This window comes from Agrobacterium sp. InxBP2, from assembly GCF_026191755.1.
Lineage (GTDB): Bacteria > Pseudomonadota > Alphaproteobacteria > Rhizobiales > Rhizobiaceae > Agrobacterium > Agrobacterium pusense.
Window position 1 is genome coordinate 156094 of the sequence record NZ_JAINDY010000021.1, and the last position, 13613, is coordinate 169706.

A 13613-nucleotide genomic window follows, 5' to 3' on the forward strand; every position below is an offset into this window, starting at 1 on the left:
ATTGAAATTTCGGGCGTGCCGGTCGTGAGGAGGAAAATATGGCTTCGGTCAGCCTGCGCAAGCTGGACAAGAGTTACGGTGCGCTTCGCATCGTCAAGGGCATCGACCTTGAAATCAACGATGGCGAATTCGTCGTATTTGTCGGCCCTTCCGGCTGCGGCAAATCAACGACGTTGCGCATGGTCGCAGGGCTGGAGAGCATTACTGGCGGCGAGGTGAAGATCGGCGACCGTGTCGTCAACCGGCTGCCGCCGCGCGAGCGCGACATCGCCATGGTGTTTCAGGACTATGCGCTCTATCCGCACAAGACGGTGCGCGAAAACATGGGCTTCAGCCTTAAGGTGCGCGGTGTCAGCGCTTCGCAGGCCAATGCCAGCATCGATGAGGCGGCAAAGATGCTCGGCATCGAGCACCTTCTCGACAGGCGGCCCGGACAGCTTTCCGGCGGCCAGCGTCAACGTGTGGCCATGGGGCGCGCCATCGTTCGCCGCCCGCAGGTCTTCTTGTTCGATGAGCCGCTCTCCAACCTCGACGCTAAACTCCGCGGACAGGTACGCACGGAAATCAAGCGCCTGCACCAGCAGCTGGGCACCACCATCATCTATGTTACCCATGACCAGGTGGAGGCGATGACGCTGGCGGACCGCATCGTCATCCTGCGCGGCGGCGATATAGAACAGGTCGGCACGCCGGATGAGGTTTATAACCGCCCTGAAAGCGTGTTCGTCGGCGGTTTCGTCGGTGCGCCCGCCATGAATTTCGCGCGAGCCAAGGTGAATGGCGACCGGCTGACATTCTCGGACGGGAATTTCCTGCCGATGGCATCCATTCGGCCATCCCGCGAAACGGGTCTCGAAGGGCGCGAAGTCATTGTCGGCATTCGCCCGGAACATTTCGGCCCCGTTGAGGGCTTCGACACGCAGCTTGCGGTCAAGGTGCAGGTGGTGGAGCCACTGGGCTCGGACACGCTCGTCCATTTCAGCCTCGGCGACGCGGCGCTGACCGCACGGATGCCGCCGCAGCTTCGGCCAACGCCGAACGAGGAACTGCGGATCGGGGTCGATCCGTCCAAGGTCCATCTTTTCGACGCAACAACGGAGCGCTCGATCCACTGATTGCCGGGCAAAATGCCACGGCCAAGGATTAATAACGGGAGGAACACATGACATCCAAAACTATCCTGGGCAAAGCCTTCATGGGCGCAGCGCTCTGCGCAACGGTGCTCGCTTTTTCAGGTCAGGCCTTTGCCGATGCCGAGCTGAAGATCTTCGTTTCCAGCCAGCATCAGCCGGATGTCTGGCGCAAGGCGCTCGATCAATATGAGGCGAAGACGCCGGGCGTGAAGGTGGTCATTGAGACCGGCGGCAACACCTCGGAAATGCAGGCGCAATATCTCAACACTGTGATGTCGGCCAAGGATTCGAGCCTCGACGTATTGATGCTCGACGTCATCCGTCCCGCGCAATTTGCAACAGCCGGCTGGACCAGCGATTTTGCCGGCAAGGACATGTCCGCCTATCTGCCGACCTATGCCGAAGCCAACACGGTGGACGGCAAGATCGTGGCGTTGCCAGCCTTCGCCGACTCCATGTTCCTCTATTACCGCAAAGACCTGCTGGATAAATACGGCATCAAGCCGCCGACCACCTGGGAGGAGCTGAAGGAAGCGTCCAAGAAGGTCATGGAAGGCGAAAAGAACCCGGAGCTTCAGGGCCTGTCCTTCCAGGGCAAGGCGATCGAAGGCGCGGTCTGCACCTTCCTCCTGCCCTACTGGAGCGAAGGCAAGTCGCTGGTTGAAAACGGCAAGCTGAACTTCGACAACAAGGCGGCGGTGGATTCGCTGAAGCTCTGGAAGAGTTTTGTTGACGAAGGCATTTCCAAGAAGAACATTTCGGAGGTGGCGACCGACGACACCCGCAAGGAGTTCCAGGCCGGCAAGGTTCTCTTTGCCGTCAACTGGTCCTATGCCTGGACCCATTTCCAGGGCAAGGAATCGCAGGTGAGCGACAAGGTCGGCGTCGCCCGCCTTCCCGCCGTCAAAGGCGGTGAGCAGACGACCTGCCTCGGCGGCTGGGAATTCGGCGTGTCCGCCTATTCCAAACAGCAGGATGAAGCCAAGAAGCTTGTCGAATATCTCTCCAGTCAGGATGTATCGAAGTTCATGGCCATCAATGCAGCGCTCCTGCCCACCTACGCCGCTCTCTACAAGGATGCCGACGTGACCAAGGCAATCCCGTGGTTCGCGGATGCCCTGCCGGTCGTCGAAACAGCAAAGGCCCGTCCGGTGACGCCGCGTTACAACGAGGTCAGCGAGACCATCCGCACCACGGTCAACGGTGTGCTCGCCGGTGTCATGACGCCGGAGGATGGCGCAAAGCAGATGGAAAGCCGTCTGCGGCGCGTTCTGCGATAAGCTTCGGGCCGGAAGGCGGCGTGTGCACCGCGCCCCTTCCGGCCGTTTCGACTGACAGGATGAAAGGCGCCTCAAGGGCGCGAAACGGGCCGGACATAAACCGGTCCGACCGGGAGACGATGACGTGAATCCAGTTGCGGGAGTGGCAAACGTGACAATGCCGGAAAGAACCATGGTTCGGGTGGACGAGAAACCGCAGCCGCGCTGGACGCGGTGGCTCGATCTCGGCGACCGGTCGCTGGCCGTGCTGCTGCTCGCGCCGGCGGCGATCCTGCTTTCGCTCATCATCGTTTATCCGGTGGCGCGGCTCGTCTATACGAGCGTCTTCAGCCTGTCGCTGACCTCGGGCCTGCCGGCGGAATTCATCGGCTTTGAAAATTACACGGCGATGTTCGACGATCCGATTTTCTGGGAAACGACCTGGAATACGGTGCTGATTACGCTGATCACCGTGCCCGGCGCACTGTTCATGGGCCTTGGCCTCGCATTGCTCGCCAACCTGCCTTTCTCCATGCAGTGGCCAATGCGGCTTTCCCTTCTTATCCCCTGGGCGCTGCCGCTCTCCTTTGCAGGTCTCATCTTCGCGTGGTTCTTCCATTATGAATATGGTGTGGTCAACGACGTGCTGAACCGGCTGGGCTTTGAAGGCATTATCTGGTTCAACTCACCGAACTGGGCCTTTGCCGCCATCTGCCTGACGATCATCTGGAAGACCTCCTCCTTCATGGCGCTCATGATCCTCGCCGGGTTGCAGACCATCCCGCGCTCGCTTTACGAGGCAGCGGATGTGGATGGCGCCGGCAAGATCAGGCAGTTCTTCGAAATCACCCTGCCACTTCTGAAGCCATCGATTATCGTCGCCCTCATCTTCCGCACGATCACGGCGCTACAGACCTTTGATATTCCTTACATGATGACCGGCGGCGGCCCCGGCACATCCACCACGACGCTTGCCATGTATATCCACCAGAACACCGTCTCCTTCCTCGATCTCGGTTACGGTTCGGCCTTGGCGGTCATGATGTTTGCGCTTTCCATGTGCGTCACCGCCGTTTACCTCCGTATCATCAGGACGAAGGACTGATCCCATGAGTACCGTCGCCACCTCTTCCGGTCTGTCCTCCTTCTTCTCTGGCAAGCCGCTGCGCTTCATCGCGGCCTCCATTCTTCTGATAAACGGCCTTTTCCCGGCTATCTGGATCCTCTTCACCTCGCTGAAAACCGAGGCGGAGCTGACTGTCAAGCCGATCACCTGGTTTCCGCACGCGCCGACACTCGCCAACTACATGCAGGCCTTTTCGGATCAGCCGCTGCACCTCTTCCTGTTCAACAGCTTCATGGTGGCGCTGCTTTCCACGGCACTGACCATCCTGATTTCGGTGTTGGCGGCTTACGCACTGGCGCGGCTGAACCTTAAATACCGGGCGCTTATCCTGTCGCTCATCATCGCCGTTTCCACCTTTCCGCTGGTGACGCTGCTTGTGCCGCTGTTCGAAATCATGCGGGCGCTCAATCTGCTCAACAGCTGGACGGCGCTGATCCTGCCCTACACGGTGCTTTCACTGCCGGTGTGCACGCTGATGCTGGTTTCCTTCTTCGAAAGTATTCCGCGCGATCTCGAAAACGCCGCCATGATCGATGGCTGCACCCGCATCGGCGCGCTGTTCAAGGTCGTCGTGCCGCTTTGCGCGCCGGGCGTCTTCACCGCAGGCATCCTTGCCTTCGTGAATGCCTGGGACGAGTTCCTGCTGGCGCTCTCCTTCAATTCCAACCCTGCGCTGCGCACACTGCCCGTTGGCATCCAGCTTTATCAGGGAGAGTTCGCTTTCCCCTGGCCGGTCATTTCGGCAGCTTTGGTGGTCGGCATCGTGCCGGTCGCGATCCTCATCGTCATCTTCCAGGAACGGGTTGTCTCTGGCCTCACCGCCGGCGGTCTCAAGGGCTAAAAGGTTAAGTCATGCGTTTCGAAAAGACCCACGATGGATTTACGCTTGCGATCGGCAACCGCACCATCCTTTCCCATTCGCCCGACGAGCCGGCCATCTTTGCCGGTTTCGGCAAGGAACGGATGGATATGTATCGCGGCAATTTCGATATCGAAGACTACGTCGTCGAACGAACCGCCCTGCGCCACGCCGAGATGAGCGGCGATAGCGTCACGCTTTCCTCCGCACCGGGACAGACCCCTCGCCTTCGCCTGACACTCGAAAGCAATGCCATCCTGCTGACGGCGCTGGACAAGACCTTCAACCGTCTCTGGCTGCGCGTCTTTGCGGAAACGGATGAGCATGTCTGGGGCGGCGGCGAGCAGATGTCCTATTTCGACATGCGCGGACGGCGCTTTCCGCTCTGGACCTCCGAGCCCGGCGTTGGCCGCGACAAGACCACCGAAATCACTTTCAAGTCTGACGTCAACGGCAAGGCAGGCGGTGATTATTACAACACCAACTATCCGCAACCGACCTATCTCTCGTCGCGTAGATACGCGCTGCATGTGGAAACGAGCGCCTATTCGGTCTTCGATTTCCGCAATGGCGATTTCCACGAGATCGAAATCTGGGCCATCCCTGAAAAGATCGAATTTTTCGCCGGCGACAGTTTCACCGATATCGTCTCCGCGCTGTCCCTACGGTTTGGACGGCAGCCGCAATTGCCGGAATGGATCTATAATGGCGCGATCATTGGATTAAAGGATGGCGTCAATTCGTTTGCGCGGCTGGAGAAAATCCGCGCGGCGGGAACGCTCGTGTCAGGCCTGTGGTGTGAGGACTGGGTGGGGCTTCGCCAGACATCCTTTGGCGCACGCCTGTTCTGGGACTGGCAGGCGAACGAAACCCGTTATCCGCATCTGCGCCAGAAGATCGCCGAGCTTGCCGATCAAGGCATCCGCTTTCTGGGTTACGTGAACCCCTATCTCTGCGTTGACGGCCCGCTTTTCCCCGTGGCCGAACAGGCCGGTTATTTCGCAACGGATGCGGAAGGAAAAACGGCCCTGGTGGATTTCGGCGAGTTCGATTGCGGCGTCGTCGATTTCACCAATCCGGCTGCCGCCGACTGGTTTGCCGAAGAAATCATCGGCAAGAACATGCTGGATTTCGGCCTTTCCGGGTGGATGGCTGATTTCGGCGAATATCTGCCGATCGATATCCAGCTTTCGAACGGCGTCGACGCTAAGCTGATGCACAATGCATGGCCCACCCTGTGGGCCGAGGTTAACGCGAAGGGCGTCAAAAGTCGTGGCAAAACTGGCGAAGCACTGTTCTTCATGCGGGCCGGTTTCACCGGCGTGCAGGCCCATTGTCCGCTGATCTGGGGCGGTGACCAGTCTGTCGACTTCTCCCGTCATGATGGACTTGTCACTGTCATTTGCGGTGCGCTCTCCTCCGGCCTCATGGGCAATGCCTATCACCATTCCGACATCGGCGGTTACACCAGCCTGTTCGGCAATGTCCGCACCGCGGAACTTATCATGCGCTGGACGGAGATGGCCGCCTTCACGCCGGTCATGCGCACCCATGAGGGCAACCGCCCGCGTGACAATCTGCAGATCGATCAGGATGAAACGGTTCTCGCCCATTTCGCCCGCATGACGACAGTCTATGTCGCGCTTGCCCCCTATCTGAAATCGCTCTCCGCCGAAGCGGCCAGAACGGGGCTTCCGGTGCAACGCCCGCTTTTCCTGCATTACGAGAATGACCGGCAGACTTACGCCATTCAGGACAGCTATCTCTATGGCCCCGACATGCTGGTGGCCCCTGTCTGGAAAGCGGGAGAAGCGCAACGCACCCTCTATCTTCCGGGCGATGGCCAGTGGGTACATCTGTGGAGCGGCGTGCATCATCGCGGTGGAAACGAGGTTACCGTGGAAGCACCACTCGGCCGGCCCGCGATTTTCTACCGCGCCGATAGTGCCAACGTCACCCTGTTTGAACAGCTCCGCACCATCTGAGCCGTTGACAGCCAGCTAAAAAAACGACAGTTTCCGACCCATTCCGAGGGGAGCACCAGACGGTGCTGAGATGGCGTTGAGCCGGACCCTTGAACCTGATCCGGATCATGCCGGCGTAGGAACGGAAACTGTCGCGCCTTCGAGGCGCTGCCCTTTCTCTTCTCCGCTTTGTCTTGATCTCCGCGATTGTCACGTGTGGAGACCGAATGATGATGCTGAAACCTTTTGTCCGTCGCGCCCGGTGCGTCTGCGTCTGAGGTCCGGCTCATGCGTGCCGCCCATGCGTTGAACGGTGTCGGTCTCCTGCTTGTTCTCTGGCAGGCAGGCACATGGCTGTTCTCGCCACCCCGTTATATCATGCCGGCGCCGACCGATGTCGCCGCGGCCTTCCTGCGCCAGCCCGGTTTCCTGTTGGGGCAGGCCATGGTTACATTTCTCGAAATGGCCGTTGGACTGACGGCCGGCGTCCTGGTCGGTATTGTCGTGGCTTTCACCATCGCGGCAATCCCCCGTCCCGGTCGCCTCGTCTGGCCGATGGTTCTGGTTTTGCAGGCCTTTCCGGTCTTCGTGCTGGCGCCCATCCTCGTCCTCTGGTTCGGCTTCGGCATGGCCTCGAAAGCGGTGATGACGGCGATCATCATCTTCTTTCCCGTCGCCTCCTCCTTCACCGATGGCCTCAACAGGACGGATCGCGCCATTCTCGATGCCGCCTCGCTGACGCAGGCAAGCCACTGGCAGGTTCTCACCCGGTTGCGCGTGCCACTGGCGCTGCCTTCGCTTATCTCCGGCCTGCGGGTGGCCGCACCCCTCGCACCGCTGGGCGCTGTCATTGGCGAATGGGTTGGCGCATCGGCAGGGCTTGGATTCGTGATGATCCAGTCAAACGCCCGCATGCAGACCGACACGATGTTCGCCGCCATGGCGATACTCGCCATCATGGCGGTGCTGCTGCGACTGGCGGTGGATCGCGCCACCGCCCATCTGGCGCCTTGGGCCAGGGAAACAGAACACACCATTCCTTTCGGGTATTTACGGAGAATTTCAGCATCATGAAGCGAACTCTTCTTTCTTTCGTCATCGCGGCGGCAAGCATATTTGCCCCCGTTCAGTCACACGCGGCCGACAGGCTTACGGTATTGCTGGAATGGTTCGTAAACCCCGACCATGCGCCGATGGTCGTCGCGAAAGAGCGGGGCCTTTTTGCGGATGCGGGGCTCGATGTTGAACTTGTTCCGCCGGCAGATCCTTCCGCCGTTCCGCGCCTCGTTTCGGCAAAACAGGCCGATATCGGCGTGCACTATCAACCCAACCTATATCTCGACCACGATGCCGGCCTGCCGCTCGTCCGTTTCGGCACACTGGTCGAAACGCCGCTAAACACCGTCACCGTGCTGGCTGACGGACCGATCAAAAGCCTGAAGGACCTGAAGGGCAGGAAAGTCGGTTTTTCCGTATCCGGCTTCGAGGATGCCATGCTGAAGCGCATGCTGGAAAAGGACGGTCTGACGAAAGACGATGTGGAACTCATCAACGTCAATTTCTCCCTGTCGCCATCGCTCATCGCAGGCAAGGTGGACGCCACGCTCGGCGGTTTCCGCAATTTCGAACTGACGCAGATGAAGCTCGAGGGCCACGAAGGCCGATCCTTCTTTCCGGAGGAACATGGTGTTCCGGCCTATGACGAACTGATCTTCGTCACCCATCGCGATCTCGCAACAGACAGCCGCCTGCCGCGTTTCCTCTCCGCCGTGGAACAGGCCGCTATTTTCATCACCAATCACCCGCAGGAATCCTGGCAGCTTTTCATCAAGGCCTATCCCAATCTCGATGACGCACTGAACAAGCAGGCTTTCTTCGACACATTGCCGCGTTTTGCCAAGCGCCCTGCCGCACTCGACCGCGCCCGCTATGCGCGTTTTGGCGCCTTCATGCAGGAAATGCAGCTCATCAAGAAGGCGCCGGCGGCGGACGAAATCGCCGTGGAGCTGAAGCAGCCATGACCATCCCTTTCCCCACGACCACGCAGGCCGCCGAAATCCTTGAAAAAGTCAGACAGGCGCGTCCGCGCGTACATTGCCTTATGAATACCGTGGTGCAAAAATTCACCGCCGACGGGATTACCGTTGTCGGCGGCATTCCCTCCATGACCACGTCGCTGGAGGAAATCGAAAGCTTCGTTACCAAGGCGGATGCGCTGACCATCAATCTCGGCACGCTGGATGCGGAACGGCGCAAGGTTATCCTGCTGGCAGTGAAGATCGCCAACGCCTCAGGCAAGCCCTGGATCGTCGACCCCGTGCATTGTGACTATTCTCCATCCCGGCTGGCCTTCGCGCGTGAGCTCATCACTCTCTCTCCCGCGATCGTGCGTGGCAACCGTGCAGAAATGAGACTGATCGGCGAGGTGCCAGATGCAATCAGGATCGAAACCGGGCCGGTCGATCACCTGAGCGACGCGACGCGACGCGTCAGGATCGTAAACGGCCATCCCTGGATGGCTAAGGTAACGGGTACGGGCTGCCTCTCGGGGGGCGTCATCGCTGCTTTCATGGCCGTGGAACGGGATGCTTTGGCAGCGGCGGCGTCCGCCCTTGCCGTCACCGGCGTCTCCGCCGAACTGGCCGCGTCCTGTGCCAGAGGTCCCGGCACGTTCGAACCGGCATTCCTGGACGCGCTTTCGGCGATTACCGGCGAGGATATCATCAATCATGCGAGGATCGAGAATGAACAAGGTTGATTACCGCCTCAACGCGCTTGTGGATGCGAGCCTCGGTGATGTCGCGCCTCTCTCCGAGCTTGCTCTGGCGGCTGCACTTAATGGCGCGACCATCCTGCAATATCGCGACAAGCACGGCTCGACACGGGAGATGATCGAAAACGCCCGCGCCATCCACGAGGCCATCGCCGGCACCGGCGTGCCGCTCGTCATCAATGACCGGGTGGATGTTGCGCTCGCCTCGGGCGCAGATGGAGTGCATCTTGGCGCCGACGATATGGACGCCAGAACCGCTCGGCGCATTCTTGGCGAAAAGGCGATCATCGGCCTCACGGTCAAGAACCGCGCCGACGCCGAGCGGGCAGCCTCCATGCCCGCCGATTACGCCTGCATCGGCGGCGTGTTCGACACGGTTTCAAAGGTCAACCCGGACAAGCCTGTGGGTATCGATGGATTTTCGACACTCCGCGGCCTGCTGAGGGAATGGCGGCCGGACATGCCGGTGGGCGCCATCGCCGGCATCGATCTCTCCCGCGTCCCCTCTGTCATTGCCGCCGGTGCGGATGGAGTCGCGGTGATCTCCGCCATCTTCCGCGCGGCAGATATTGCCGGCGCGACCAAGGAGTTCCGTTCCGCAATCGATGCCACTCTGAAAGCGAGACAGCCATGACATCAATTGCGTTGACCATTGCCGGATCCGACAGCGGCGGCGGTGCGGGCATACAGGCCGACCTCAAGACATTCTCCGCGCTTGGCGCCTATGGCGCCAGCGTCATCACCGCCATCACCGCACAGAACACCAGAGGCGTAACTGCGGTCGAGGATATTTCGGTGGCCACCATCATCGCGCAGATGGATGCGGTGTTTTCCGATCTCACCGTCAATGCGGTGAAGATCGGCATGGTTTCCCGTATCGAAACCATTGCAGCCATAGCGGAACGGCTCCGGCGGCAATCGCAGCCCGTGGTGCTGGATCCAGTCATGGTGGCGACGTCAGGCGACCGTTTGCTGCAAGAGGACGCCATCGAGACATTGCGGCGCGAGCTTCTGCCAATCGCGACCGTCGTTACGCCGAACCTGCCGGAAGCGGCGCTTTTAACCGGCACGCCGATAGCGGAGACGGAAACGGACATCAATCATCAGGCCGCGGCGATCCTGAAAGCGGGCGCAAAAGCGGTGCTCATCAAGGGCGGACATGGTGCGGGGCCTGAGAGCACGGATTATCTGTTTGCAGATGGCACCATGCAGGCGCTTTCCGCTGCACGCGTAGAGACGAAGAACGATCACGGCACCGGCTGCACGCTGGCGGCGGCGATCACGGCGCATCTTGCGAGGGGAAGCGAGTTGCTGGAGGCCGTGGAGCTGGCGAAAGATTATTTGAATGGGGCGCTTGATGCTGGGCGGAGCCTTGCCGTTGGACATGGGCGGGGGCCGGTGCATCATTTTTATCGGTGGTGGGGGTGAAGCCCCACACTCGATGCTACCTCGCCTTCGGCGTCGCCAGCACATTCCGGATCGCGAAACTCGAATGAATGCGCGAGACCCCCGGCAGCTTCGAGAGTATCTCCTTGTGGATGCGCTCGAAATCCCCCGCACTTTCTGCCTCGCAACGCAGGAAATAATCCGAACCGCCAGTCATGAGATAACATTCGCGGATTTCCGGATATCGCCGCACCGCATTTTCGAAACGGTTGAGAAAATCCTCCGTCTGCCGGTCGAGCGTGATCTGCACGATAACCGAAATGACCTCACCGCCGGCCAGGCCGCTGGTAAGCGCCGTGTAACCGCGGATGATCCCTTCCCGTTCGAGAATATCGACGCGACGCAAGCACGCGGATGGCGAAAGCCCGACCTCTGCAGCAAGCTTTGCGTTGCTGATGCGGGCGTTGAGCCGAAGCAGCCGTATGATATGGCGGTCGGTCGCATCAAGTGACGACATAGAAAATTCCAATCAGCAAAAGAAAATTGCGCGCTTGCCAATTATATCGCATTTCCTTCGAATAATTGCCAAGAAATTCGATAATCGTTGCAATACTCTCATAAGATAAAAATGAGGGTGAACGACCATGGACATGCAGATCAGCCGCCAGCAGGCAGCGGGTGGTGCAAGCGGCCATCTGACCATCGATCTCGGCGCATTGCGCGACAATTATCTGGCACTTGCGGCGATGGCGCCCGCATCCCAGACGGCGGCGGTCGTCAAGGCCGATGCATATGGCCTCGGTGCGGATATGGTCTCGCAAACCCTGTTCGATGCGGGGTGTCGTCATTTCTTCGTCGCTCATATTGACGAGGCGCTGGCGCTTCGGCTGCGTCTTCCCGCCCAGGCGCGGATCTTCGTCCTCAACGGCCTTCAACCCGGCAATGAGACCTCCTGCGCCGCCATGGCGATCACACCGGTTCTCAATTCGCTGGAGCAGATCGCCCAATGGGCGGTCCATGCCAAGACGCTCGGCAGGAAACTTGCAGCCGCCGTGCAGATCGATACCGGCATGTGCCGCCTCGGCCTTTCCCCCGAAGAGCTGGAAACCCTCACCTCCCAGCCGCAACTGTTCGATGGTATCGACATCGCCTTCGTCATGAGCCACCTCGCCTGCGCCGACGAACCGGGCCATGCATGCAATGCGGCGCAGCTGTCGGCGATGCGGCAGGCCACGATTGCGTTTCCTGATGTCCCGGTCTGTTTTTCCAACTCCGGAGGTATTTTTCTGGGTCGTGAGTACCACAACCACCTGCTGCGCCCCGGCATCGCGCTTTACGGCGGCGCACCCTCTGTCGACCGCCCGAACCCGATGAAGCCGGTCGTTCGCCTCGATCTCGCCGTGATCCAGACCCGCACCGTTTCCGCCGGTTCGCTGGTTGGTTACGGCGGTTCCTTCGAAGCGTCCGGCTCTACGCGTCTTGCGACGATCGCCGCCGGTTATGCAGACGGCCTGCCGCGCTCGCTCGGCAATCGCGGCGCGGCATGGCATGATGGCGTGCGCCTGCCGATCGCGGGGCGCGTTTCGATGGACAGCATCATTCTGGACATATCCGCCCTGCCCGAGGGAACATTGACCCAAGGCAGTTTCGTGCAGATGATCGGCCCCGAGCAAACGCTTGAAGACATCGCGGACGATGCGGGCACGATCGCCTACGAAATCCTGACCGGCCTCGGCCGTCGTTATCGCCGTACCTATATTCAGCCGGACGAAACCCCGACCTTTGCTTCAACATCAGTCAATCACAAGTGAGACGATCATGAACGTCACTATCCTCGGAGCCGGCGTCGTCGGCGTGACATCCGCCTGGTATCTGGCCAAAGCCGGGCACAAGGTGACGGTGATCGACCGGCAGCCGGCTGCAGCGCTCGAGACCAGCTTTGCCAATGCGGGTGAGGTTTCCCCCGGCTATTCTTCGCCCTGGGCCGCGCCGGGCATTCCGGTCAAGGCCATGAAATGGCTGTTCATGAAACATGCACCGCTGATCATTCGCCCGACGGTCGATCCGGCCGCCTGGCGCTGGATGAGCCAGATGCTGCGCAACTGTACCTCGGCGCGTTATGCCATCAACAAGAGCCGCATGGTGCGCGTCGCGGAATATAGCCGCGACTGCCTGATGGCACTGCGGGAAGAGACAGGCATCCAGTATGACCAGCGCATGCAGGGCACGCTGGAGGTATTCCGCACACAAAAGCAGTTTGACGCCATCGGCAAGGACGTGGACGTGCTGACGGCGGGCGGCGTGCCTTTCGAAATTCTCGACCGAGACGGCTGCGCCGCCGTGGAACCCGGCCTCTCGCCATCGAAGGAAAAGATCGTCGGCGGGCTGCGCCTGCCTGGCGACGAGACCGGTGACTGCTACATGTTCACCACCGAGCTTGCCCGCATGGCGGAAGAAGCGGGCGTTACCTTCTTGTACGACACGGGGATCATGCGCCCCATCGTTGAGGCAGGACGCGTCAAGGCGGTGGAGACCACCCGCGGGCTTGTGGAAGCGGATATTTTTGTCGCCGCGCTTGGCAGCTACTCTCCACAGTTCCTGCGTCAGCTCGGTCTGACCCTGCCGGTCTACCCGGTCAAGGGTTATTCCATCACGGTGCCGATTGTGAAAGAGGAACGGGCGCCCGTCTCCACGGTGATGGATGAAACGTTCAAGGTCGCGATCACCCGGCTCGGTTCGCGCATCCGTGCTGGCGGAATGGCGGAAATCGCCGGCTTCAGCAAGGACTTGCCCGCAGCGCGGCAGGCAACACTCGCCCATTCGGTGGAAGACCTGTTCGGTGGCGCGGGCGATCAGTCGCAGGCGAAATTCTGGTGTGGCCTGCGCCCGATGACGCCGGATGGTACGCCTGTTATCGGCGCTACCCGCTACAGCAACCTTTACCTTAACACCGGCCACGGCACGCTCGGCTGGACCATGTCCTGTGGCTCCGCCCGCGTCCTTGCGGACATGATCAGCGGTGCGACGCCCGAGATCGACACCCACGATCTGGCAATCAGCCGCTACGCGGCATGACCGGCACGCTCCGGTTTCCGCTGATATCGCCCTCGCAC

General features: G+C 60.4%; 13 protein-coding genes and 1 riboswitch. Of the genes, 12 read left to right on the top strand and 1 reads right to left on the bottom strand.

The window, feature by feature from the left end; all coding sequences use genetic code 11:
- Positions 1-38 precede the first annotated feature (38 nt).
- The 10 genes from K7A42_RS04640 (at position 39) to thiD (ending at position 10542) form a co-directional block, all read left to right on the top strand.
- Positions 39-1115, top strand: coding sequence for an ABC transporter ATP-binding protein (locus K7A42_RS04640; RefSeq protein WP_282454913.1), 1077 nt, complete (start codon positions 39-41; stop codon positions 1113-1115).
- Between the two features lie 47 nt (positions 1116-1162).
- Positions 1163-2413 (top strand): ABC transporter substrate-binding protein, encoded by a 1251-nt coding sequence (locus tag K7A42_RS04645; protein ID WP_174151586.1) that lies wholly within the window; start codon positions 1163-1165, stop codon positions 2411-2413.
- A gap of 172 nt (positions 2414-2585) precedes the next feature.
- Positions 2586-3497 (top strand): carbohydrate ABC transporter permease, encoded by a 912-nt coding sequence (locus K7A42_RS04650; RefSeq protein ID WP_174151634.1) that lies wholly within the window; start codon positions 2586-2588, stop codon positions 3495-3497.
- Positions 3498-3501: 4 nt separating this feature from the next.
- Positions 3502-4359, top strand: coding sequence for a carbohydrate ABC transporter permease (locus K7A42_RS04655; RefSeq protein ID WP_004438712.1), 858 nt, complete (start codon positions 3502-3504; stop codon positions 4357-4359).
- An 11-nt stretch (positions 4360-4370) separates the two neighbouring features.
- Complete coding sequence (locus K7A42_RS04660; protein ID WP_174151587.1) at positions 4371-6362, top strand: alpha-glucosidase; 1992 nt, start codon at positions 4371-4373, stop codon at positions 6360-6362.
- Positions 6363-6398: 36 nt separating this feature from the next.
- Positions 6399-6501: riboswitch (TPP riboswitch) on the top strand.
- Between the two features lie 128 nt (positions 6502-6629).
- Positions 6630-7415 (top strand): ABC transporter permease, encoded by a 786-nt coding sequence (locus K7A42_RS04665; protein WP_174151588.1) that lies wholly within the window; start codon positions 6630-6632, stop codon positions 7413-7415.
- Positions 7412-8362: an ABC transporter substrate-binding protein gene (locus K7A42_RS04670; RefSeq protein WP_174151589.1), complete on the top strand. Its 951-nt coding sequence runs from the start codon at positions 7412-7414 to the stop codon at positions 8360-8362. The genes K7A42_RS04665 and K7A42_RS04670 overlap by 4 nt, the downstream gene beginning before the upstream one ends.
- A complete protein-coding gene (locus K7A42_RS04675) occupies positions 8359-9099 on the top strand; it encodes a hydroxyethylthiazole kinase (protein ID WP_006698548.1) in 741 nt (246 codons plus the stop codon). The genes K7A42_RS04670 and K7A42_RS04675 overlap by 4 nt, the downstream gene beginning before the upstream one ends.
- On the top strand, positions 9086-9748 hold the full coding sequence (thiE, locus tag K7A42_RS04680; RefSeq protein ID WP_045534519.1) for a thiamine phosphate synthase: 663 nt from the start codon (positions 9086-9088) through the stop codon (positions 9746-9748). The genes K7A42_RS04675 and thiE overlap by 14 nt, the downstream gene beginning before the upstream one ends.
- Positions 9745-10542, top strand: coding sequence for a bifunctional hydroxymethylpyrimidine kinase/phosphomethylpyrimidine kinase (thiD, locus tag K7A42_RS04685; RefSeq protein WP_006698550.1), 798 nt, complete (start codon positions 9745-9747; stop codon positions 10540-10542). Before thiE ends, thiD begins: the two co-directional genes overlap by 4 nt.
- A gap of 16 nt (positions 10543-10558) precedes the next feature.
- Here the strand turns inward: thiD and K7A42_RS04690 are convergent, their stop codons facing one another.
- Positions 10559-11017: an Lrp/AsnC family transcriptional regulator gene (locus K7A42_RS04690; RefSeq protein WP_004438693.1), complete on the bottom strand. Its 459-nt coding sequence runs from the start codon at positions 11015-11017 to the stop codon at positions 10559-10561.
- A gap of 127 nt (positions 11018-11144) precedes the next feature.
- Between K7A42_RS04690 and alr the strand changes: the two genes are divergently transcribed.
- Both alr and K7A42_RS04700 read left to right on the top strand, forming a co-directional pair.
- Complete coding sequence (gene alr, locus K7A42_RS04695) at positions 11145-12311, top strand: alanine racemase (RefSeq protein ID WP_174151590.1); 1167 nt, start codon at positions 11145-11147, stop codon at positions 12309-12311.
- A gap of 7 nt (positions 12312-12318) precedes the next feature.
- Entirely contained in the window at positions 12319-13575 is a 1257-nt protein-coding gene (locus K7A42_RS04700) for a D-amino acid dehydrogenase (RefSeq protein ID WP_006698552.1), read from the top strand.
- Positions 13576-13613: the final 38 nt, after the last annotated feature.

What these genes read in the sequence shown, in the direction of transcription:
- K7A42_RS04660 (WP_174151587.1), top strand. Translation starts at nt 4,371, where the DNA reads ATGCGTTTCGAAAAGACCCACGATGGATTTACGCTTGCGATCGGCAAC.
- K7A42_RS04675 (WP_006698548.1), top strand. Translation starts at nt 8,359, where the DNA reads ATGACCATCCCTTTCCCCACGACCACGCAGGCCGCCGAAATCCTTGAA.
- thiE (WP_045534519.1), top strand. Translation starts at nt 9,086, where the DNA reads ATGAACAAGGTTGATTACCGCCTCAACGCGCTTGTGGATGCGAGCCTC.
- K7A42_RS04700 (WP_006698552.1), top strand. Translation starts at nt 12,319, where the DNA reads ATGAACGTCACTATCCTCGGAGCCGGCGTCGTCGGCGTGACATCCGCC.
- K7A42_RS04670 (WP_174151589.1), top strand. Translation starts at nt 7,412, where the DNA reads ATGAAGCGAACTCTTCTTTCTTTCGTCATCGCGGCGGCAAGCATATTT.
- thiD (WP_006698550.1), top strand. Translation starts at nt 9,745, where the DNA reads ATGACATCAATTGCGTTGACCATTGCCGGATCCGACAGCGGCGGCGGT.
- K7A42_RS04665 (WP_174151588.1), top strand. Translation starts at nt 6,630, where the DNA reads ATGCGTGCCGCCCATGCGTTGAACGGTGTCGGTCTCCTGCTTGTTCTC.
- K7A42_RS04655 (WP_004438712.1), top strand. Translation starts at nt 3,502, where the DNA reads ATGAGTACCGTCGCCACCTCTTCCGGTCTGTCCTCCTTCTTCTCTGGC.
- K7A42_RS04640 (WP_282454913.1), top strand. Translation starts at nt 39, where the DNA reads ATGGCTTCGGTCAGCCTGCGCAAGCTGGACAAGAGTTACGGTGCGCTT.
- alr (WP_174151590.1), top strand. Translation starts at nt 11,145, where the DNA reads ATGGACATGCAGATCAGCCGCCAGCAGGCAGCGGGTGGTGCAAGCGGC.
- K7A42_RS04650 (WP_174151634.1), top strand. Translation starts at nt 2,586, where the DNA reads ATGGTTCGGGTGGACGAGAAACCGCAGCCGCGCTGGACGCGGTGGCTC.
- K7A42_RS04690 (WP_004438693.1), bottom strand. Translation starts at nt 11,017, where the DNA reads ATGTCGTCACTTGATGCGACCGACCGCCATATCATACGGCTGCTTCGG.
- K7A42_RS04645 (WP_174151586.1), top strand. Translation starts at nt 1,163, where the DNA reads ATGACATCCAAAACTATCCTGGGCAAAGCCTTCATGGGCGCAGCGCTC.